General features: G+C 68.7%; 19 protein-coding genes. 14 read left to right on the forward strand and 5 right to left on the reverse strand.

Translation table 11 applies throughout. The features are described from left to right. Window positions 1-155 precede the first annotated feature (155 nt). The gene (locus tag RIC31_RS25250) at window positions 156-836 is read right to left on the reverse strand and encodes a GntR family transcriptional regulator (RefSeq protein WP_350114814.1); all 681 of its coding nucleotides are present in this window, start codon (window positions 834-836) and stop codon (window positions 156-158) included. 347 nt (window positions 837-1,183) lie between these two features. Between RIC31_RS25250 and RIC31_RS25255 the strand changes: the two genes are divergently transcribed. The 5 genes from RIC31_RS25255 (at window position 1,184) to ppa (ending at window position 6,097) form a co-directional block, all read left to right on the forward strand. Beyond that, the gene (locus RIC31_RS25255) at window positions 1,184-1,645 is read left to right on the forward strand and encodes a (2Fe-2S)-binding protein (protein WP_350114817.1); all 462 of its coding nucleotides are present in this window, start codon (window positions 1,184-1,186) and stop codon (window positions 1,643-1,645) included. A 54-nt stretch (window positions 1,646-1,699) separates the two neighbouring features. Continuing rightward, window positions 1,700-4,075: a xanthine dehydrogenase family protein molybdopterin-binding subunit gene (locus RIC31_RS25260; RefSeq protein WP_350114820.1), complete on the forward strand. Its 2,376-nt coding sequence runs from the start codon at window positions 1,700-1,702 to the stop codon at window positions 4,073-4,075. 28 nt (window positions 4,076-4,103) lie between these two features. Beyond that, window positions 4,104-4,901 (forward strand): FAD binding domain-containing protein, encoded by a 798-nt coding sequence (locus RIC31_RS25265; protein WP_350114823.1) that lies wholly within the window; start codon window positions 4,104-4,106, stop codon window positions 4,899-4,901. A 106-nt stretch (window positions 4,902-5,007) separates the two neighbouring features. After that, on the forward strand, window positions 5,008-5,481 hold the full coding sequence (locus RIC31_RS25270; protein ID WP_350114825.1) for an anti-virulence regulator CigR family protein: 474 nt from the start codon (window positions 5,008-5,010) through the stop codon (window positions 5,479-5,481). Between the two features lie 67 nt (window positions 5,482-5,548). Next, window positions 5,549-6,097 (forward strand): inorganic diphosphatase, encoded by a 549-nt coding sequence (gene ppa, locus RIC31_RS25275; protein ID WP_350114828.1) that lies wholly within the window; start codon window positions 5,549-5,551, stop codon window positions 6,095-6,097. 45 nt (window positions 6,098-6,142) lie between these two features. Here ppa and RIC31_RS25280 read toward each other — a convergent pair whose 3' ends face one another. After that, window positions 6,143-6,772 carry a hypothetical protein gene (locus tag RIC31_RS25280; RefSeq protein ID WP_350114831.1) on the reverse strand — a complete coding sequence of 210 codons (630 nt, stop codon included), beginning with the start codon at window positions 6,770-6,772 and terminating at the stop codon, window positions 6,143-6,145. 185 nt (window positions 6,773-6,957) lie between these two features. Here RIC31_RS25280 and RIC31_RS25285 point away from each other — a divergent pair, with 185 nt between their 5' ends. From RIC31_RS25285 to RIC31_RS25295, 3 genes are read left to right on the forward strand one after another with little or no spacing between them, the layout of a single operon-like run. Next, the gene (locus tag RIC31_RS25285; RefSeq protein WP_350114834.1) at window positions 6,958-8,127 is read left to right on the forward strand and encodes a CaiB/BaiF CoA transferase family protein; all 1,170 of its coding nucleotides are present in this window, start codon (window positions 6,958-6,960) and stop codon (window positions 8,125-8,127) included. Continuing rightward, window positions 8,124-9,653, forward strand: coding sequence for an aldehyde dehydrogenase family protein (locus tag RIC31_RS25290; RefSeq protein ID WP_350114837.1), 1,530 nt, complete (start codon window positions 8,124-8,126; stop codon window positions 9,651-9,653). Before RIC31_RS25285 ends, RIC31_RS25290 begins: the two co-directional genes overlap by 4 nt. A gap of 8 nt (window positions 9,654-9,661) precedes the next feature. Beyond that, window positions 9,662-12,121 (forward strand): penicillin acylase family protein, encoded by a 2,460-nt coding sequence (locus RIC31_RS25295; protein ID WP_350114840.1) that lies wholly within the window; start codon window positions 9,662-9,664, stop codon window positions 12,119-12,121. Window positions 12,122-12,126: 5 nt separating this feature from the next. Here RIC31_RS25295 and RIC31_RS25300 read toward each other — a convergent pair whose 3' ends face one another. Next, on the reverse strand, window positions 12,127-12,840 hold the full coding sequence (locus RIC31_RS25300) for an outer membrane protein (protein WP_350114843.1): 714 nt from the start codon (window positions 12,838-12,840) through the stop codon (window positions 12,127-12,129). Between the two features lie 124 nt (window positions 12,841-12,964). On the opposite strand from RIC31_RS25300, the gene RIC31_RS25305 reads away from it, so the two are divergent. Next, window positions 12,965-14,203, forward strand: coding sequence for a threonine ammonia-lyase (locus RIC31_RS25305; RefSeq protein WP_350114846.1), 1,239 nt, complete (start codon window positions 12,965-12,967; stop codon window positions 14,201-14,203). Window positions 14,204-14,233: 30 nt separating this feature from the next. On the opposite strand, the gene RIC31_RS25310 is transcribed toward RIC31_RS25305, so the two are convergent. Next, window positions 14,234-14,710 carry a flavin reductase family protein gene (locus RIC31_RS25310; protein ID WP_350114849.1) on the reverse strand — a complete coding sequence of 159 codons (477 nt, stop codon included), beginning with the start codon at window positions 14,708-14,710 and terminating at the stop codon, window positions 14,234-14,236. Window positions 14,711-14,926: 216 nt separating this feature from the next. Between RIC31_RS25310 and motA the strand changes: the two genes are divergently transcribed. The 5 genes from motA (at window position 14,927) to RIC31_RS25335 (ending at window position 20,282) form a co-directional block, all read left to right on the forward strand. Further along, window positions 14,927-15,787, forward strand: coding sequence for a flagellar motor stator protein MotA (gene motA / locus RIC31_RS25315; protein WP_350114852.1), 861 nt, complete (start codon window positions 14,927-14,929; stop codon window positions 15,785-15,787). 88 nt (window positions 15,788-15,875) lie between these two features. Continuing rightward, window positions 15,876-16,976, forward strand: coding sequence for a flagellar motor protein MotB (locus RIC31_RS25320; protein WP_350114855.1), 1,101 nt, complete (start codon window positions 15,876-15,878; stop codon window positions 16,974-16,976). Between the two features lie 130 nt (window positions 16,977-17,106). Further along, entirely contained in the window at window positions 17,107-18,555 is a 1,449-nt protein-coding gene (locus tag RIC31_RS25325; RefSeq protein WP_502990147.1) for a circularly permuted type 2 ATP-grasp protein, read from the forward strand. Beyond that, window positions 18,552-19,532, forward strand: coding sequence for an alpha-E domain-containing protein (locus RIC31_RS25330; RefSeq protein WP_350114858.1), 981 nt, complete (start codon window positions 18,552-18,554; stop codon window positions 19,530-19,532). Before RIC31_RS25325 ends, RIC31_RS25330 begins: the two co-directional genes overlap by 4 nt. A gap of 15 nt (window positions 19,533-19,547) precedes the next feature. Continuing rightward, the gene (locus tag RIC31_RS25335; protein WP_350114861.1) at window positions 19,548-20,282 is read left to right on the forward strand and encodes an arginyltransferase; all 735 of its coding nucleotides are present in this window, start codon (window positions 19,548-19,550) and stop codon (window positions 20,280-20,282) included. Here RIC31_RS25335 and RIC31_RS25340 read toward each other — a convergent pair. Then, window positions 20,259-21,167: a hypothetical protein gene (locus RIC31_RS25340; RefSeq protein WP_350114863.1), complete on the reverse strand. Its 909-nt coding sequence runs from the start codon at window positions 21,165-21,167 to the stop codon at window positions 20,259-20,261. The genes RIC31_RS25335 and RIC31_RS25340 overlap by 24 nt on opposite strands. Window positions 21,168-21,335 lie beyond the last annotated feature (168 nt).

Below are 21,335 nucleotides of genomic sequence, written 5' to 3' on the forward strand. Positions count from 1 at the left end.
GCGCGTCCCCTCCGGAATGACGAAATTGGGGAGGACTTGTCCGCCCTTCCTCCCGGATCCAACACTCACTTCGTCATCCCGGAGGGTCCCGGACTTGATCCGGGGCGGCTCCGGGATCCACGAAGCGACCGGCTGAGAACCCGCGATCTCGCCGGTCAGTCGGCGGCCGCAGCCTGTTCCATGCTGGCGAGATAGTCGCCGATCGTCCGGGTCATGTGGGAGACCAGCAGGGCGCGGGCGCTGTCGCGGTCGCCCTCGGCGATCAGGTCGCGCAGCCGGGCGTGATCGCGCAGCGACACCGCGTTCAGCGCCGGGTCGCCGCACAGTCGCGCCCGCAGGGCCTGGATCCGGAACGCGAAGCCGCCGTAGCAGTCGGCCAGGTAGCAGTTTCCGGCATGCTCGAACAGCGCCCGGTGGAACGCCGCATCCAGCACCCGGTAGCGACCGTTGTCCGCCGAATGGACCGCCTCGGCCATGGCGTCGACGATCACGGTCAGGGCGGCGACCAGCGGTTCGCTGCGCCGCTTCATGGCGCCGTCGAGCGCGGTGACCTCGAGGGTCTCGCGCAGTTCCCCGAGTTGCCGGATCTCGTCCGGGCTCATGTCGAACACGAAGCTGCCACGCTGCGGCTGGATCGAGACCAGCCCCTCCATCTTGAGCTGCAGCAGGGCCTCGCGGATCGGCGTCTTGCTGACTCCGAGCTCGAGAGCCAGGGCATTTTCCGAGAGCGGCGTCCCCAACCCGAGCTCGCCCCGCACGATACGGCCGCGGATCTCGTCGGCAGCCAGCGCGGTCAGGGATTTCGGTCGCTGCAGGACCCGAAGCGGTTCGGCCATTCGTTCGATCTTCCTCGTTTTGTCACAGGGAGGGCGTCGCCGTCCGACGGGGATATAGCAGATTCCACGCGCGGATCACCGGCCGCCCCCGACCGTCTCGACACTATGCCACAAATCGGCGTCAGCCGATGCCCGGATCGAATGAATGAGCGGATGGTGATGCGGATGCGGCACCCCTCGGTCCGGCGGGCCGGGTGGTTAACGGCTACCGCCCTCGCCGCTTGACCTGTGTCGAACTGGGAAAGAGACTGGAGCCGAAAAGGGGCGGCGATCCGTATGGCTCGCCTGCGGTATCCCCCTGAAACACAGACATTTCAGATCGCACGCTTCACGAGGGAGATGAGGGCATGCCCACGGTTACCATGACGGTGAACGGCAAGAAGGTGTCGGGCGAGGTCGAGCCCCGCACCCTGCTCGTTCAGTTCCTGCGCGAAAACCTGCGCCTGACCGGGACCCATGTCGGCTGCGACACCAGCCAGTGCGGTGCCTGCGTCGTCCACGTCAACGGCGATTCGGCCAAGTCCTGCACCATGCTGGCGGTCCAGGCCGAAGGCGCCGACGTCGTCACCATCGAGGGCCTCGCCAAGGGCGACGAACTGCACCCGATGCAGGCGGCCTTCAAGGAGCATCACGGCCTGCAGTGCGGCTTCTGCACCCCCGGCATGGTGATGAGCGCGGTCGACCTGGTGAAGAAGAACCCGAAGGCGACCGAGCACGAGATCCGGGAATGGCTGGAAGGCAACATCTGCCGCTGCACCGGGTACCACAACATCGTGAAGGCGATTCAGCACGCGCAACAGTCGGCGTGACCGATCCCCAATAAGCAATAGCAACAGGGAATCGGCCTAACAGGGAGCGAGACAATGCCTGATGGTGGTACCGGTATCGGCGCGGCCGTGAAGCGCGTCGAAGACAAGCGGTTCCTGACCGGTCGCGGCAACTATACCGACGACATCAACCGCCCGGGTCAGACCTACGCCTACATCCTGCGCAGCCCGCAGGCCCACGCCAGGATCAACAGGCTCGACACCTCGGCGGCGAAATCGGCCGACGGCGTGCTGGCGGTGTTCACCGGCGAGGACATGCAGGTCGGCTCCCTGCCCTGCGGCTGGCAGGTCCATTCCAAGGACGGCTCGCCGATGCACGAGCCGCCGCACCCGCCGCTGGCCCAGGGCAAGGTGCGCTGCGTCGGCGACCAGGTCGCCGTCGTCATCGCCGAGACCTACGCCCAGGCGAAGGACGCAGCCGAGAAGATCGTGGTCGACTACGGGCCGCTGCCGGCGGTCGTCGACATGAACAAGGCGCTGGCGGGCGGCACCCTGGTGCATGACGAGATCGGCACCAACCTCTGCTACGACTGGGAGATCGGCGACGAGAGCCAGATCGACGCGGCGTTCGCCAAGGCGGCGCACGTCACCAGGATCGACATCGTCAACAACCGGCTGATCCCGAACGCGATGGAGCCGCGCGCCGCGGTCGGCGAGTTCGACCAGGCGACCGGCGAGTACACGCTGTTCACCACCAGCCAGAACCCGCATGTGATCCGGCTGCTGATGGGCGCGTTCGTGCTGTCGATCCCGGAGCACAAGCTGCGGGTCGTGGCGCCGGACGTCGGCGGCGGCTTCGGCTCGAAGATCTACCACTACGCCGAGGAAGCGATCGTCACCTGGGCGGCCCCCAAGGTCGGCCGGCCGATCAAGTGGACGGCCGAGCGCTCGGAGTCCTTCATCAGCGACGCCCATGGCCGGGACCACATCACCCACGCCGAGCTGGCGATGGACAGCGAGGGCAAGTTCCTCGCGCTGAAGGTCCAGACCAAGGCCAACATGGGCGCCTACCTGTCGACCTTCGCGAGCTGCGTGCCGACCTATCTGTACGCCACCCTGCTCGCCGGCACCTACACGACGCCGCTGATCTACTGCAACGTGAAGGCAGTATTCACCAACACCGTCCCGGTCGACGCCTATCGCGGTGCCGGCCGGCCGGAGGCGACCTACCTGATCGAGCGGCTGGTCGACCGCGCGGCCCGCGAGATGGGGCTCAGCCAGGTCGACATCCGCCGTCGCAACTTCATCCCGACCGACGCCTTCCCGTACCAGACGCCGGTGGCGCTGCAGTATGACAGCGGCAACTACTTCGCCACCCTCGACGCCGCCATGAAGGCCGGCGACGTCGACGGCTTCGAGGCCCGTCGCAAGGCCTCGGAGGCGAAGGGCAAGCGCCGCGGGATCGGCTACTCGACCTACCTGGAGGCCTGCGGTATCGCGCCGTCGGCCGTCGTCGGCTCGCTCGGCGCCCGCGCCGGGCTCTACGAGTCGGCCGAGGTCCGGGTGCATCCGACCGGCTCGGTGACGGTGTTCACCGGCTCGCACAGCCACGGCCAGGGCCACGAGACGACCTTCGCCCAGCTGGTGTCGGAGAAGCTCGGGCTGCCGATGGAGAACATCGAGATCAGCCACGGCGACACCAACAAGGTGCAGTTCGGCATGGGCACCTACGGGTCGCGCTCGCTGGCGGTCGGCGGCGAGGCGATCGTCAAGGCGCTCGACAAGGTGATCGCCAAGGCCAAGAAGATCGCCGCCCATGTGCTGGAGGCCTCGGAGGCCGACATCGAGTTCAAGGACGGCAACTTCACGGTCGCCGGCACCGACAAGAGCATGGCGTTCGGCGCCGTCGCCCTGACCGCCTACGTCCCGCACAACTTCCCGCACCAGGAGCTGGAGCCCGGGCTGGACGAGAAGGCGTTCTACGACCCGCTGAACTTCACCTTCCCGGGCGGCTGCCACATCTGCGAGGTCGAGGTCGATCCCGATACCGGGGTGGTCACGGTCGAGCGGATGACCGCGGTCGACGACGTCGGGCGGGTGATCAACCCGATGATCGTGGCCGGCCAGATCCACGGCGGCCTCGCCCAGGGCATCGGCCAGGCGCTGCTGGAAGGCTGCGTCTACGACGACGACGGCCAGCTGGTGACCGGCTCGTACATGGACTACACCATGCCGCGCGCCGACAACCTGCCGTCCTTCTCGGTCGGCACCGAGAGCACGCTGTGCGCCCACAACTCGCTGGGCGTGAAGGGCTGCGGCGAGGTCGGGGCGATCGGCTCGCCGCCGGCGGTCATCAACGCGCTGGTCGACGCGCTTTGGGACCTCGGCGTACGCGACATGCAGATGCCGGCCAGCCCGCAGGTCGTATGGAAGACCATCCGGAACGCCCGGCCCGCGGCCGCGGCGGAATGACCACGGACGAGACCCGAGGAGACAGACGATGTACGCATTCGACTACCACAAGCCGTCGTCCGTGGCGGACGCCGTCAGCGCCCTGAAAGGGGCCGACGACGGCAAGTTCATGGCCGGCGGGCAGACCCTGATCCCGACGCTCAAGCAGCGCCTGGCTCAGCCTTCCGACGTCGTGGACCTGAGCGGCGTCAAGGAGCTGTCCGGCATCTCGGTGGCCGGCGGCACCGTCACCATCGGCGCCATGACCACCCACGCGGCGGTCGCCGACTCGGCCGAGGTGGCCGGCGCCATCCCGGCGTTGGCGGCGCTCGCCGGCGGCATCGGCGACCCGCAGGTGCGCAACCGCGGCACCATCGGCGGCTCGATCGCCAACAACGACCCGGCGGCCGACTATCCGGCCGGCTGCCTGGCGCTCGGAGCCACGATCAAGACCAGCACCCGCGAGGTCGCGGCCGACGACTTCTTCACCGGCCTGTTCGAGACCGACCTGGCGGATGACGAGGTCATCGTCTCGGTGTCGTTCCCGAAGCCCGAGAAGGCCGCCTATGTGAAGTTCGACAACCCGGCCTCGCGCTATGCCCTGGTCGGGGTGTTCGTGGCAAAGACCGCGGGCGGCGTCCGGGTCGCGGTCACCGGCGCCGGCCAGGACGGCGTGTTCCGGGTGCCGGAGATGGAGAAGGCGCTGACGGCCAGCTGGTCGCCGGACGCGGTCGCCGGCGTCAAGGTCGATCCGGGTACCCTGAACTCGGACATCCACGCCAGCGCCGAGTACCGGTCGCACCTGATCGCGGTGATGGCCAAGCGGGCGGTCGCCGCCGCCGGCTGATCGTTCCCGACCCGACATGTCGGCAGCGGGCCGGTCCCCATGGGGGCCGGCCCGTTTGCGTGATAGGCTGCGGTTCCGGACTTCACCTCCGACAGGAGATCCTTGAATGCTTGGCCGCACCCTCGCCATCGTCGCCTGCCTGGCGCTCGCCGGCGGTTCTCCGGCCCATTCGAAATCGGAGAAGGCCGCCGACAAGGCCGTCACCCACGGCGCCGCCAAGACGGCCGGCAAGGCCAAGACCGGGACATCCGGGACCGACGCGACCGCCGCTGCGGCCGCCGCCGCCGGCGCGGTGCTGGCCGGCGTGCTGCTGTCGGACCAGGACCGCACGACCATCTCCCGATACTTCCAGCAGCATCCGCAGCCGGCGACCGCGTTGCCGCCCGGCATCGCCAAGAACGTCGCCCGCGGCAAGCCGATCCCGCCGGGCATCGCCAAGCGCGGCGTGCCGAACGGGCTGTCCGGCCAGTTGTCGATCCCGTCGGGCTACGAACTGCAGACCATCGGCACCGACGTGGTGCTGATCGAGGCCGGCACCCGGATCATCGCCGACGTGCTCAAGGACGTGCTGCGAAAATAGCCGCTTGATCGCTGCGGCGCACAGGATATGTTGCGCCGCAACATTTCGAGGTCACGAGGACCGGATCATGAGACTCGACAAGATCGCCATCGGCCACAACCCGCCCTACGACGTGAACGTCATCATCGAGGTCGGCCTCGGCTCGGATCCGGTCAAGTACGAGCTCGACAAGGAATCCGGCGCGCTGTTCGTCGACCGCTTCCTGCACACCGCGATGAGCTATCCGGTCAACTACGGCTTCATCCCGCACACCCTGTCCGAGGACGGCGACCCGGTCGACGTGATGGTCGCCGGCCAGGTGCCGATCCTGCCGAAGTCGGTGGTGCGGGTGCGCCCGGTCGGGGTGCTGATCATGGAGGACGAGGCCGGCCTGGACGAGAAGATCCTGACCGTCCCGGTCGACAAGCTGCACCCCTACTACACCGACGTCGGCTCGTGGCGCGACCTGCCGAAGATCCTGATCGACCAGATCCAGCACTTCTTCACCCACTACAAGGACCTCGAGGCCAACAAGTGGGTGCAGGTCAAGCGCTGGGGCGACGCCGAGGAGGCGCTCGACCTGATCCGCGCCGGCATCCGGGCGGCCGACGCGAAGCCGGCCAAGGCCGCCGAATAGCGCGGCCCGGCCAAGCCCGGCGGATCGGCTGCCCCGCCAGGTCGGTTACAACGCCTTCAGGCCGGCCAGCAGTTCGGCCTTGCGCTTCTTGATCGCGTCCAGCCCCTGCTCGCAGCGCGCGTCCAGGGCATTTTCACCGGGCGATCGCTCGGCCTCGCACATCGACCAGCGTAGCCGGCGCCATTCCTCGGTCTCCCGCTCCACCTCGGCGACCTGCTGCGACACGAAGCTTGCCCGGTCCGCGCCGGCCGGAGCCAGCGAGACGGTCACCGTCGGCGGGAACTCGTAGACGTCGGTCCGCTGGGCCGCGCCGGTCGCCAGGGCCGGCAATCCGCCAAGCAGCAGGAACATCGCGCCGGTCGCCGCCTGGCCCTGTTTGGCTTCCGCGCTCTCCTCCGACGCCAGATAGCGCACCGTCGCCGGACCGCCGGCGGCAGGGATGCAGCTCAATTCCAAGACACGGGCGTTCTTCGGTACGAACAGCGTTGCCGGGGCGTCGACAGTCGACGACCAGACCGGGTTGACCCGCGAGCGATGCATCAGCATGGATCGGGCGGCGCACCGGGCCGCCCCCTGATCCGTCGACAGGGTGACCGGTTGCATCCGGACGTCTCCTTCCACCAATTCGCCGTCCTTCGGCGTCGCGCTGCAACCGGCGACCGCCAGCGACAGCACGATGGCAACTCCTGTACGCAACATCTGATGCCCCCCTGCATCCATTGAGAGATATTCGTGGCTATACGGTGATTCGGAAGGCGCCGCCACTCTCCGGCACGCCCTGCCGGCGTCGCCTTGTCCACCGCACGGCCGTGGTCTAAAACCGCCGGAAACTCCAACGAGCGCAGCAGGGAGGCATGCCCATGGCCGCCGACGGCCAACACGCCCGCACCGGTCCCCTCGCCGGAATCACCGTCGTCGACGTCAGCCGTATCCTGGCCGGCCCCTACTGCACCCTGCTGATGGCCGAGCTCGGCGCCAGGGTGATCAAGGTCGAGACCCCGGAGACCGGCGACGACGCCCGCCACTACGGCCCGTTCGTCAACGGCAAGTCGGCGTATTTCCAGTCGATCAACCGCGGCAAGGAGAGCATCGCGCTCAACCTGAAGCAGGACGACGACAAGGCGATCTTCGAGGCGCTGCTGGAGACCGCGGACGTCGTCGTCGAGAACTTCCGGCCCGGCACCATGGAAAAGCTCGGCTACGGCTGGGACAGCCTGCACGCGAAGTATCCCAGGCTGATCTACGCCGCCGCCTCCGGCTTCGGCCATTCCGGCCCGGACATGACCCGGCCGGCCTACGACATGGTCGTGCAGGGCATGGGCGGGATCATGAGCGTGACCGGCCATCCCGGCACCCCGCCGACCCGCATCGGCATGTCGATCGGCGACATCGGCTCCGGCCTGTACGCCACGGTCGGCGTGATCTCCGCGCTGTACCACCGGGCCATGACCGGCGAGGCCACCAAGGTCGACATCGGCATGTTCGACTGCCAGCTGGCGCTGCTCGAGAATGCCGCCATGCGCTACTTCACCTCGGGACAGGCGCCCGGCCCGCTCGGCGCCCGGCACCCCTCGATCACCCCGTTCGAGGCGTTCACCACCGGCGACGGCTACATCATCATCGCCGCCGGCAACGACAGCCTGTTCCGCAAGCTGGCCGACGCCCTCGGCAAGCCGGAGTGGAAGGACGACCCGCGCTACGTCTCGAACCCCAAGCGGGCCGAGAACGTCGAGACCCTGAAGGGCGAGCTCGAGGCGATCCTGAACACCGCGCCGACCGCGCACTGGATGTCGGTGCTCGACGCCGCCGGCGTGCCGGCCGGGCCGATCAACGACATCGGCCAGGCCGTCACCTACCCGCAGGCGGCGGCCCGCAACATGATCGTCGACGTCGAGGACCCGATCACCGGGCCGATGAAAGTGATCGGCAACCCGGTCAAGATCTCGGGCTTCCCCGACCCCACCACGCGCGAGCCGGCCCCCAACCTGGACCAGGACCGCGCCAAGATTCTGAAGGAGATCGGACGATGAACCTGATGGTAAGCGATCTCGACTACGGCCAGGCGCCGTCACTCGAGCCGAACCTGGATCCCTACGCCCTCGCCAAGTCGCTGTCCGGCCGCCACCTGATCGGTGGCGCGCTGGTGCCGGCGGCCTCCGGCGAGACCTTCGAGGTGGTGTATCCGGCGACCGGCGAGATCATCGGCTTCGGCGCCGCCGGCGATTCCGAGGACGTCGACCGGGCGGTGCAGGCCGCCGTCGAGGCCCAGAAGCCCTGGGCGAAGATGCGGGCCCGGGACCGCGGCAAGCTGCTCTACAAGTGCGCCGAGGCACTGGAGGAGCATGTCGAGGAGCTGGGCCGGCTGATCGCGCTGGAGACCGGCAAGGCGCTGCGGACGGAAAGCCGGGTCGAGGCCTCGATCCTGGCCGACGCCTTCTACTTCCACGCCGGCCTCGGCTCCGAGCTGAAGGGCGAGACCGTCCCGCACCATCCGGACATGCTGACGATCACGGTGCGCGAGCCGATCGGCGTGGTCGGCGCGATCATCCCGTGGAACGTACCGCTGCTGCTGATGGCGCTGAAGATCGCCCCGGCGATCCTGGCCGGCAACGCGGTGATCGTGAAGTCCGCCGAGGAGGCACCGCTCACGGTCCTGCGGGTCTGCCAGATCATGAACTCGGTGCTGCCGGCCGGCGTGTTCCAGATGCTGTCGGGCTTCGGCCCGGAATGCGGTGCCCCGCTGGTCGCCCACCGGAAGGTCGGCAAGGTGACCTTCACCGGCTCGGTCGAGACCGGCAAGGTCGTCTACAAGACCGCCGCCGACAAGCTGATCCCGGTGACCCTGGAACTCGGCGGCAAGTCGCCGATGATCGTGTTCGACGACGCCAACGTCGACAAGGCGGTCGACGGCGCCGTGATCGGCATGCGCTTCACCCGCCAGGGCCAGTCCTGCACCGCCGCCAGCCGGATCTTCGTGCACGAGAAGGTCTACGACGAGTTCGTGGCCAAGCTGCGCGCCAAGGTCGACGCCATGGTCATGGGGGACCCGCTGGACGAGAAGACCGACATCGGCACGATCATCTCGCCCGAGCAGTTCTCCAAGGTGCAGGGCTACATCGAGCATGGCCGCAAGGAGCCGGGCGCCAAGCCGATCGAGTGCTCGGCCATGCCGAGCGACCCGAAGTTCAAGGACGGCCTGTTCATCCGCCCGGTGGTGTTCACCGAGGTCGGCCATGACAGCAGGCTGGCCCGCGAGGAGATCTTCGGCCCGGTCACCTGCATCTTCCGCTGGTCCGACCGCGACCAGGTGCTGGCCGCCGCCAACGACACCGAGTACGGGCTGGCCGCGACGGTCTGGACCAACGACCTGAAGGCGGCGCTGAGCTTCACCGAGCAGTTGGAGGCCGGCTTCGTGCAGGTCAACCAGAACCTGGTGGTGCAGCCGGGCCTGAGCTACGGCGGCGTGAAGAACTCCGGCCTCGGCAAGGAGGCGACGCTGGAGTCGATGCTGGAGCACTTCACCCACAAGAAGACCATCATCTTCAACCGCACCTGACCCGGGGCGTGGCGAAGACGCCCCCGGCCGAGACCGGCGGCGGGACCGGGACCGAGAGGCGCCCCGGCTCCCGCCGCCGGCGTTTCGTGGTGGCCGCCGTGCTGGTGCTGCTGGCGCTGAACGTGCTGGCCGCCGGCGGCGTGCTGTGGCTGCGGACCTCGGTGCCGACGGTGGCCGGGACCGTCGAGGGGCTGGCAGGGCTGGCGAAGCCGGCGTCGGTCACCCGCGACTCGCGCGGCGTGCTGTACATCACCGCCGAGAGCCCCGAGGACGCCAGCTTCGCCCTCGGCTTCGCGCACGCCCAGGACCGGCTCTGGCAGATGGAGATGACCCGGCGGATCGGCAGCGGCCGGCTCGCCGAGGTGGTCGGGGAGGCCGGACTACCGGTCGACCGGATGCTCCGGACTCTCGGCCTGTATCGGCTCGCGGAGGCAAACCTGGACCGGCTGTCGCCGGCCGCGCGGGCCCATGTCGAGGCCTATGCCGCCGGGGTGAACGGCTATCTCGACACCCGGTCCGGCGCCCTGCCCCCGGAATTCGTCCTGCTCGGGCACTCGCCGGAGCGCTGGCGACCGGCGGACTCCCTGGTCTGGGGGCGGCTGATGTCGCTGCAGCTCGCCGGCAACTGGTTCGGCGAGATCCTGCGCGCCCGCATGCTGAAGGCGGGCCTCACCCGGGCCGACCTCGACACCTTGTGGGCCGAGCGGCCGCAGCCGCCACGCGCCGGGGCGGACGCCTCCTCCCCGGCCGTCGGATCCGGCACCGCCCTCTCCCTGCTCGACGCCGGACGGCTCGACCGGATCGCCGCCGCCCTGCCCGACGTGCTGGCCCCGCGGCTTGCATCCAACGTCTGGATCCTCGACGGGTCGCGGACGCCGACCGGCAAGCCGGTGCTGGCCGGCGACCCGCATCTCGGCTTCACCGATCCCGGCCTGTGGTCGCTGGCCCGCATCGAGACGCCGGGATACCGACGGGTCGGCGCCTTCGTTCCCGGCGTGCCGTTCCTGCTGCTCGGCCACAACGGCCGGGTCGCCTGGTCGATGACGACGACCACCTCCGATACCCAGGACCTGTTCGTCGAGAAGCTCGACCCGGCCGATCCCGGCCGCTACCTGACCCCCGACGGCAGTGCCGCCTTCGCGACCCGCACCGAGACCCTGCGGGCCGGCGACCGCACGCTCGAACTCACGGTGCGCGCGACCCGGCACGGGCCGGTGGTGTCCGATGTCATGGAGAGTGCGGCCGACGCCGCGGCCGCCGGAACCGTTCTGGCGCTCGCCTCGCCGGTGCTGATGGCCGACGACGACACCGCCGAGGCGCTGTTCCGCATGGGCGAAGCGACCGATGCGGATTCCTTCGTCGCGGCGCTGCGCGGATTTCACGCGCCGCAGCAGAACGTCGCCTTCGCCGACGTCGACGGCCGACTCGGCATCGTCTCCGCCGGCCGGGTGCCGGTCCGCGTCGGTGACGGCTTCCTGCCTTCACAGGGCTGGACCGGGACGCAGGACTGGCGGGGCTGGCTGCCGTTCGAGGCGCTGCCGAAACTCCGCGACCCGGCGTCCGGCGCGATCGTCAACGCCAACAACCGGGTCTGGCCGTCGGAGCAGGACCGGTTCTTCGGCCGCGAGCCCGACGCGCCGTACCGCGCCGATCGGATCGCCGAGCGCCTGGCCGACGCCGACGGCTCGGTCGAGGCCATGGCTGCCCTCCAGCGCGATACCCGGTCGGGATACGCCCGCGACCTGGTGCCCGTCCTGCTGCCTCTGGTGGCCGGCCGGGCGCCCGACAAGGCCACGCGAGCGGCCCTGACCCTGCTGCGTCTGTGGGACGGCGACATGGCGGCCGGGCGGCCGGAGCCGGTGATCTTCGCCGCCTGGACCGCCGCGCTGCACGAGCGCCTGCTGGCCGACGACCTGGGCGGGCTGCTGCGCGGGTATCAACGGATCCGCGCCGCGACCCTGCTGCGGATCCTCCTGCACGAGCCGGGCTGGTGCGACGACCGCCGCACGGCGACCATCGAGAACTGTGCGGACATCGTCGCCGGGTCGCTGTCGGAAGCGATGGCGGCCATGACCCGGCGGTTCGGGGAGGACGTCGCCAAATGGCGCTGGGGCGACGCCCACCAGGCCGTCTTCGAGCACCGGATCTGGAGTCGACTGCCGGTGATCGGCGGCTTTCTCCAGCGCCGCGCGGTCACCGGCGGCGGCGACTATACCGTCAGCCGCGGCTCCTGGACCTGGGGGGACGGCGAAAGGCCGGTATTCCCGCACAACCACGGAGCGTCGTATCGCGCGGTCTACGACCTGGCCGATCTGGAACGATCGCGGTTCGCGGCGGCGCTGGGGGCTTCCGGCAACCTGTTCTCGCCGTATTTCGGCTCCTGGCAGGGCGACTGGACGGCGGGGCGCAGCTTCGCCATCCCCGTCGATCCGGACGACGACACGGCCCGCCTGTCGCTGCGGCCTTGACCGGCTCAGAACCGGATCTTGGCGCCCACGGTGAACTTCTGATCGAGGCGGCTCTCGCCGAGCGAGCCCGGCCGCTCGGTCTCGCCGAGATACATCGCGCGGTACTCGGCCGAGACCGCCCAGCTGTCGCCCAGGTCGAAGTCGGCGCCGAAGCCGATCTGCGCGGTCGGCGCCATCTCCCTGCGCGCCGTCGGGTCGGTGCCGCCGACAAGGCTGGTGGTCCGATCGGCTCCGAGATAGCTCACCCCGACGCCACCGACGACACGCGGCGTTACCAGGGTGCCGGTGTCGAAGTCATAGGCGCCCGAAACCAGGAAGGCATAACTGCCGTCCGGCTCGGACCGCGGCGAACTCGATCCGGCCGTGAAGGTGATGACATTGCCCGGCGAGAGGCGCGAGAAGGACACGCCCACCCCGATCCGGGCCGGCCGCGGCTCCAGTGACAGCGCATTGCCGGAACGCGGCTCCGCGGAGTCCGGGCCGCCGACGATGTACCAGGTGGTGGAGGAAGCGGGAGCCGGGACGGACTTGTCGTCGGCGACAGCCGCGCCGGAGGCACACAACACCGCGCCGGCGAAGAGAATCGCCAGCGGCGTCATGAGCCTTCTGCTATGCGGTTGTGCAGCCAATTCGCCGCCCTCCGCGTGAGGCGGCGTCCGGAAAGCCGGGCCCGCCGCTAAGCGTACTATCCCCTTGCCTCCCTCGAAGTTCTGTACCACGGGAGGCGTCGAATGCCAACGTGAGTCAGCCGGTCCGGAGATAGACTGCCACGTCAAGACTAACGAATTCTTGACGTGGAAACGCCGGCCACCGGTCGGTGCAACCCTGCCGAGAGATCCTGCCATGCCGCTTCCGGTCGACCTGAACGCCATCCGCGACGCCGCGGGGATCATTGCCGGCTCGGTCGTTCGTACCCCGACGGTCCACAGTCCGAGCCTGTCGAAGGCGCTCGGCTGCCAGCTGTTCCTGAAGCTCGAGACCCAGCACTACACGAGCTCCTTCAAGGAGCGCGGCGCCCTGGTGAAGCTGAGCGGCCTGGACGCCGCCGAGCGCCAGCGCGGGGTCATCGCCATGTCGGCCGGCAACCACGCCCAGGGGGTCGCCTACCACGCCGCCCGCCTCGGCATCCCGGCCACCATCGTGATGCCCGCGACCACGCCGTTCTCGAAGGTCGAGCGGACCCGCTCGCACGGCGCCCGGGTGGTGCTGGTGGGGCGCACCCTGGCCGACTGCCGTTCCGAAACCGAGCGGCTGGTCGAGGAGCACAAGCTGGTCCTGGTACATCCCTACGACGACCCGGACATCATCCGCGGCCAGGGAACCGTCGGGCTCGAAATCCTGGAAGCCGCGCCCGACATCGACACGCTGGTGGTGCCGATCGGCGGCGGCGGCCTGATCAGCGGCATCGCGATCGCCGCCAAGGCCCTGAAGCCCGGCATCCGGATCCTCGGCGTCCAGGTCGACAGCTTCCCGTCGATGTACGAGGCGATCCACGGCCTGACCGCCTCGTCCGGCGGCTCCACCCTGGCCGAGGGCATCGCGGTCAAGTACCCGGGCAGGCTGACCCAGCCGGTGGTGGCGGAACTGGTCGACGATATCGTGCTGGTGCCGGAGCGCGCCATCGAGCGGGCGGTGCAACTGCTCATCGAGGAGCAGCGGGTGGTCGCCGAAGGCGCCGGCGCCGCGGGTATCGCAGCCCTGCTGCATGAGCCCGGGCGGTTCGCCGGGCACCGGGTCGCGACGGTGATCTGCGGCGGCAACATCGATTCCCGGATACTGGCGTCGGTCATGATGCGCGGGCTGGTGCGCGACGGCCGGCTGGTCCGACTGCGGATCGAGATCTCCGACGAGCCCGGGGTGCTGGCGACCGTCGCCCGCATCATCGGCGAGACCGGCGGGAACATCGTCGAGATCTACCACCAGCGCCTGTTCCATGACGTGCCGGTGAAGCAGGCCGACCTGGATGCGGTCATCGAGACCCGCAACGCGGACCACGTCCGCGAGATCATGTCGCGGTTCGCCGAACTCGGCATGAAGGCCCGGCTGCTCGGCACCAGCGCGCTCGGGGGCGAAGTGATCTGAAGCCGGCTGCCCGGGAGCACCGGCGTCGCCTCAGGACAGCCCGCGGTAGTCGCCCCGCCAGTAAAGCAGCGGCGCCTCGTCTCGCATGACCTGGGCCCGCAGCACCCGGCCGACCAGGATGACGTGGTCGCCGCCATCGTGGCGGGCGTGCACCCGGCAGTCGAGGGCGGCGAGCGCGTCGGACAGGATCGGCGCCCCGGTCTCCCAGGTCGTGACCCCGTCGTCGACGAAGCGCGCCGCCACCGGATCGGCGAACCGGGCCGACTTCTGGGCCTGACCGGCGGCCAGGATGTTGACGGCGAAGCAGTCGGCGGCGGCGAAGGCCGGACCGCTGCCGGCCGCCCGGTCGAGACAGAACAGCACCAGCGGTGGATCCAGAGAGACCGAGGTGAAGCTGTTGACCGTGAGCCCGGTCGGCCGGCTGTCCGCGCCGCGCGTGGTGACGATCGTCACGCCGGTCGCGTAGCGCCCCAGCACGGCCCTGAAGTCGGACGGATCGATCGGCATGCGGGGCCTCGGCTGACGACGCTCGGGGCGCCCTTCATATCGCGGGAATCGCTTTCGCTCAAACATGATGGACACAGCCCGGCGAATGGCCCGCACCCAAAACGCCCGCCGCTGCAGCGGTTTGCGCGATCGTCTTGGCAAATCAGCTAAGTTAACGAATTATAAGACGATCAAAGGGATGATGTGCCCCGGGAAAACCGGACACGGGAGCCGACAATGTTCGTGATCATCGGCTGGGTTGTCGTTTTCGTCTGCGTGATCGGCGGCTACATGGCCATGGGCGGCAAGCTGGGCCCGTTGTGGCAGCCGTTCGAACTGGTGATCATCGGCGGCGCCGGTGTCGGCGCTTTCATCACCGCCAATCCGAAATACGTGCTCGCGCAGGCCGGCCGCGGCTTCAAGTCGGCTCTCAAGGGGCCGAAGTACACGAAGGACGACTATCTGGAACTGTTGTCCCTGCTCTACGCGATCTTCAAGCTCGCCAAGACCAAGGGCATGCTGGCGATCGAATCGCATATCGAACGCCCCGAGGAAAGCAGCCTGTTCCAGGCCTTCCCGAGGTTCTCCGCGGACCACCACGCCATGGAGTTCCTGTGCGACTATCTGCGCATGATGACCCTCGGCACCGACAATCCGCACGAGCTGGCCGATCTGCTCGACGAGGAGTTGGAGACCCACCACGCCGAGGACGCGCAGATCCAGAGTGCCTATCAGACCATGGGCGACGGATTCCCGGCCCTCGGCATCGTCGCGGCGGTGCTCGGCGTGATCAAGACCATGAGCTCGATCACCGAGCCGCCGGAAGTGCTCGGCAAGCTGATCGGCGGCGCCCTGGTCGGCACGTTTCTGGGAATTCTGCTGTCCTATGGCTTCGTCGCCCCGCTGGCGTCCGCCATGGGCAACACCTTCGCCGCCGACGCCAAGTATCTGGGCTGCATCCGTGCCGGCCTGCTCGCCCACGTTTCCGGATATGCCCCGGCCGTTTCCGTCGAATTCGCCCGGAAGGCCCTGATGAGCAAGGACCGGCCGTCGTTCTTCGAGGTGGAGGAGGCGGTCGCAGCGCTGCCGCCGGTCTAAATATCCGAATGGCGACTTGAAGACCGAGAATCTGGCCCCGACCTTGCAGTGTCGGGGATCGGGTGAGACTTGAGGAAGGTGCCGGTCGGTGGACAACCACGCGACAATCGTAATCAAGAAGCTCAAGAAGGGCGGGCATGGTGCCCACCATGGCGGCGCCTGGAAGGTCGCCTACGCCGACTTCGTGACCGCGATGATGGCGTTCTTCCTGCTCCTGTGGCTTCTCAATGCCACGACCGAGGAGCAGAAGATGGGCATCTCCAACTACTTCGACCCGACGGCGATCTCGCGCTCGACGCGCTCCGGCTCGGGCGGCGTCCTCGGCGGAACCTCGATCACCGTCCCCGGCGCGCTGAAGTCGCCGAGTTCGCCGCCGCAGATTTCCACGCCCCAGGTGGCACGGCCGCAGGCCGAACGCACCGAAGCGCTCGATCCGGATTCCGACGATCCCGAGAACATCGAGTCCCGCCTCGGCTCGCGCGAGGACGAGGAAGGCACGGTCAACCAGGAGGTCGTCGAGCAGCTGCTGCGGGAGCGCGAGCAACAGCAGTTCGAGGACGCCGAGGCGGCGATCAAGGAGGCGATCGAGAAGACTCCGGAACTCGGCGAGGTCGGGGAGTCCCTGAAGATCGATTCCACCCCCGAGGGCCTGCGCATCCAGCTGATCGACCAGGAGAAGATCGCTCTGTTCCCGAACGGCAGCGCCGCCATGTACGAGCAGACCCGGCAACTGCTGACCAAGGTCTCGGAGATCATCTCCACGCTACCCAACCAGATCGAGATTACCGGGCATACCGACTCCAAGCAGTTCGCGCCCGGCTCGACCTACACCAACTGGGACCTGTCCTCCGACCGCGCCAACGCCTCTCGGCGGGTGCTGGTCGCCAACGGCATCGACGAGAAGCGCATCGACGAGGTGGTCGGCAAGGCCGACCGCGAGCCGCTGGCCGAGGATCCCGCGGACCCCACCAACCGTCGGATCAGCATCATCCTCAAGCATCTGTCGGCGACCGGGGACGAGGCCAAGAAGATCGCGGCGGAAGAAACCCGGCGCCGCGCCGCGCAGGCCGGCGGCGCCCCGGCCGGGTCCCCTGCAGACACCGGCGCGCCTTCCGGCACCCCCGATCGCGGCGGCCCGCCGGCGGTCGACCGCGGCGGTCCCGCGCAGCTGCCGAGGGCCGGCGGCTGAGCCGGCCCGCCGCCCCGGAACCTCCCCGCCGGTATGCCGGTTGTGGTCCGACGGCGATGCTCTTAGCCTGAATGGTCCGGCCATGCCTCCCAGCGAGGCGGGCCTCCGGTCCGGCTGCGACGGGGAGATCATGAGCGACGGTTCCGACCTGCTTACCGCCTACGACCGGCAGAACCACTGGTGCGAGATGTTCGGAGGCGACGGCGCCCCGGCAGAGCACGCGGCGATGGTCCGAACCCGGCTCGGCAGCCTTACGCTTTCCGACCTCGTACGTCGCGCCGAGATCGCCGAGCGTGAACTCTACAATCTCGGGATCACCTTCACGGTCTATTCCGAGCGGGACGTGATCGACCGGATCCTGCCGTTCGACGTGATCCCGCGGATCATCTCGCCCCGCGACTGGGACATCATCGAGCGTGGTTCGAAGCAGCGCGTGGCGGCGCTCAACATGTTCCTGCACGACGTCTACCACGACGGCCGGATCATCAAGGAAGGCGTGGTGCCGGCCGAACTGATCTACGGCAACGCCTACTACCGGGAGCAGATGCGCGGTGTTTCGGTCCCGCACGGATCCTATGTGAACGTCTGCGGCGTCGACCTGGTGCGCGACCATCTCGGCCAGTTCAAGGTCCTGGAGGACAACGCCCGCACCCCGTCCGGCGTGTCCTACGTGGTCGAGAACCGCCACATGATGCAGCGGACATTCCCCGACCTGATGGATGAGATCGGCATCCGGCCGGTCAGCGACTACGGCCAGAAGCTGCTGGAGGCGGTGGCGGACCTGGCGCCGGAGCAGGTCGGCGACCCGCAGGTCGTCCTGCTGTCGCCCGGGGTCTTCAATTCGGCGTATTTCGAGCACGTGTTCCTGGCCCGGGAGATGGGCGTGCCCCTGGTCGAGGGCTCCGACCTGTTCGTCGAGGAAGACCGGGTGTGGATGCGAACCACCGCCGGCCGGGCGCCGGTGCACGCGATCTATCGCCGGCTCGACGACGCGTTCCTCGACCCCGAGGTGTTCAACCCGGAGAGCCTGCTCGGCGTGCCCGGGCTGTTCTCCGCCTACGCCAAGGGCAATGTCGGCCTCGCCAACGCGGTCGGCACGGGCTGCGCCGACGACAAGGCGGTCTACGCCTACATGCCGCGGATCATCCGGTTCTACCTGGACGAGGATCCGATCCTGGACAACGTGGAGACCCATATCTGCCGGGAGCGCGAGGGCTTCGAGTACACCATGGCCAACCTCGAGAACCTGGTGGTCAAGCCGGTCGGCGAGTCCGGCGGCTACGGCATCGTGATCGGGCCGCGGGCGACCAGGGAAGAGATCGACGAGGTTCGCGCCAAGCTGCAGGCCGACCCGGCCAACTTCATCAGCCAGCCGATGATCGACCTCTCGGTCTGCCCGACCCTGATCGACGGCACGATCGAGCCGCGGCATGTCGATCTGCGGCCGTTCGTGGTCACCGGCCAGTCGTCATGGGTACTGCCCGGCGGTCTCACGCGGGTCGCGCTCCGGCGCGGATCGCTCGTGGTCAACTCGAGCCAGGGCGGCGGCTCCAAGGACACCTGGGTGCTAGAACCATGACGATCGGAACCAAGTTCCTCCTGGCCCGCTATGCCGACTGCTCGTTCTGGCTGGGCCGCTACATGGAGCGGGCCGAGAGCCTGGCGCGCATCCTCGACGTCAACCTGCACTTCTCCCGGGACTCCCGCGGCAGCCAGAACTGGCGCTCGATCGTCCAGCTCAACGCCGACGAGGAACGCTTCGACGAGGCCTATGACGTCGCCTCCTACGCCAACGTCGTGCATTTCTACGTGCTGGACCGCGACAATCCGTCGTCGATCATCTCGACGATCCGCGCCGCCAAGGAGAATGCCCGGGCGCTCCGGCCGACCATCTCGACCGAGATGTGGAGTCACCTGAACGTGTTCAACAACACGCTGTCTGCCCTGACCTCGGACGACCTGAAATACAGCGAGCTGTCGCGGGTCTGCGCGATGATCAAGGAGGAATGCCAGACCCACACCGGCATCACCGAGGGGACCTTCTTCCGGGACCAGACCTGGTACTTCTACCTGATCGGCCGGGAGGTCGAGCGCGCCGACCAGACCAGTCGCCTGCTGGACATCAAGTACCACCTCCTGCTGCCGCCCAACCAGGCGGTCGGCAGCCCGGTCGACGTCAGCCAATGGAACGCAATGCTGCGGTCGGTCGCCGGCTACCACGCGTTCCGGCGTGAACATCCCCGCGGCATGTCGCCGAAACAGGTGGCCGCGTTCCTGCTGTTCAACATGAGCTTCCCGCGATCGATCGCGCTATGCCTGTCCGAAATCGACGGACACCTGCATCGCCTTCGGTCGGGCTTCGGCCTGCGCGCCGGCGCCAGTGCGATGGAGATCCTGGACGAGACGCGCGCCGCGCTCGCCGACCACAGCCCGGACACGGTCATCCAGTTCGGCCTGCACCAGTTCTCCGACTACGTGCAGCGCCAGCTGATTGCGGTGACGGCGGCGGTTCGGGCAGAATTCTGCGGGGTCGTCCCCGAGCAGAACGCCGCCTGAGCGGAGAATGCGAGTATGCACGACGCAACGCTGGCGCCGCCCCTCACCTTCTTCCACACGCTGCCGATGCCCTGCCCCTACCTGCCCGGGCTGCAGGAGCGGCGACTGGTGTGCGACCTGTCGACGCGCCGCGGCCGGCACGCCCACGACACCCTGGCGAGGGCCGGCTTCCGGCGCACCCAGCACCTGGCGTACCGGCCTGCCTGCGCGGGCTGCACCGACTGTGTGCCGGTCCGGCTGCGTGCCGCCGACTTTCGCTGGACCCGCGGTCACCGGCGCGTGCTCAGGAGCAACGGCGACCTGATCGGCGAGGACGTCCCGAACGAGGCGACGCGCGAGCAGTTCGAGCTGTTCTCGCGCTACCAGGCCGGCCGCCACGGCGACGGCGAGATGGCGCTGATGGACTATCCGGACTACGCCGCAATGGTGGAGCGCTCGCCGATCGAGACCTCGCTGATCGAGTATCGCGACGCCAGGTCGGTGTTGTGGGCGGCGGTGCTGATCGACCGCCAGGACGACGGGCTGTCCGCGGTCTACAGCTTCTTCGAGCCGGGCGCCGACAAGCGCGCGCTCGGCAGGTTCATGATCCTCGATCTCGTCCGACGCGCGGCCGCGCGCGGCCTGCCGTTCGTCTATCTCGGCTACTGGATCCGGGGCAGCCGCAAGATGGCCTACAAGACCCAGTTCCAGCCGGTGGAGTGCCTGACCGCCGGGGGCTGGGAGGAGCTAACGATTTCCGGCGAGGAGTGACGCCCCCGCGCCGTCGCCCGCCAGGACCTCGTCGAGCGCCGCGGTGACGATCCCGGTCATTCCCCAGCCCCGCACCCGTTCGTACGCCTCCTCGCCCCGCGCCCGCCAGCTCCCGTCCGCCACCATCGCCCGGCAGGCGTCGACCAGCGCGGCGTCGTCCGGAAAGGCGCTGGTCGCGGCGAGGTAGCCGTCCGGGTCGGGTACCGTGTTGGACACGCAGCAGCGCCGGTTGTTGGCGAGATACACCACGCGCTGCGGACTGACATGATCGGCATGGGCCAGGTTGAGATCGATCTTGGAGCGGCCGATCCGGGCATTGCGCAGCAGTTCGTGCGGCGCGTGCGAGGAACCGGCCAGCACGTCGACCGCCAGCCCGGCCTCGCGCAGCTGCTGCAGCACCCGGGCTCGCGCCGGATAGGGATCGACGTCGCCGAAGAAGAACACGTCGACCGGCCGTTCCGCGGCGTCCGGGATCTCAGCCACCGCCGGATGGCAGCCGTAACGCATATAGACCGGTCGCGGCGTCACCGTCCGGTAGCTCTCCATGTCTTCCCGGAACAGGCACAGCACTCCGGCGGCGTTCCCGAAGAACCGCCGGAACGGCTCCCGGTCGTCCGGCGCCTCGGGCCCGGCGCCATGGGCGATTCCGCCGAGCGTCTCGACCCCGAGCACCAGGTAGCGTGCCCGCCGGCCGGCCAGCGCCTCGACCAGTTCCGGAACGCGAAACGCCATCGGTGGAACGATGATGGTGAGCGCGTCGGTCGCGATCCGGTTCTGCGACACCGTCACGTCGTGCCCGGCGTCGACCAGGGCGTGGTACAGCAGCGCGATCACGTTGCGGTACATGTTGAAGCGGTTTCCGACGCAGCAGATGTCGAGGCGCATAGGGAACTTCCGGGAAGAATGCAGAATCGACGGCGAGTGTGGCGGCCAGCCGGGCGGCATTCAACGATCCATCGGTTTCAGGGCAGAAGACATAGGGTTCTGCCGGTTTTATGGGCAGGGACGCTTGTTGCACCAGCATGTCGCTCCACTATAATCCGCGCGACCTGC

Origin of the sequence: Thalassobaculum sp. (assembly GCF_040219615.1) — a bacterium.
GTDB lineage: Bacteria > Pseudomonadota > Alphaproteobacteria > Thalassobaculales > Thalassobaculaceae > Thalassobaculum_A.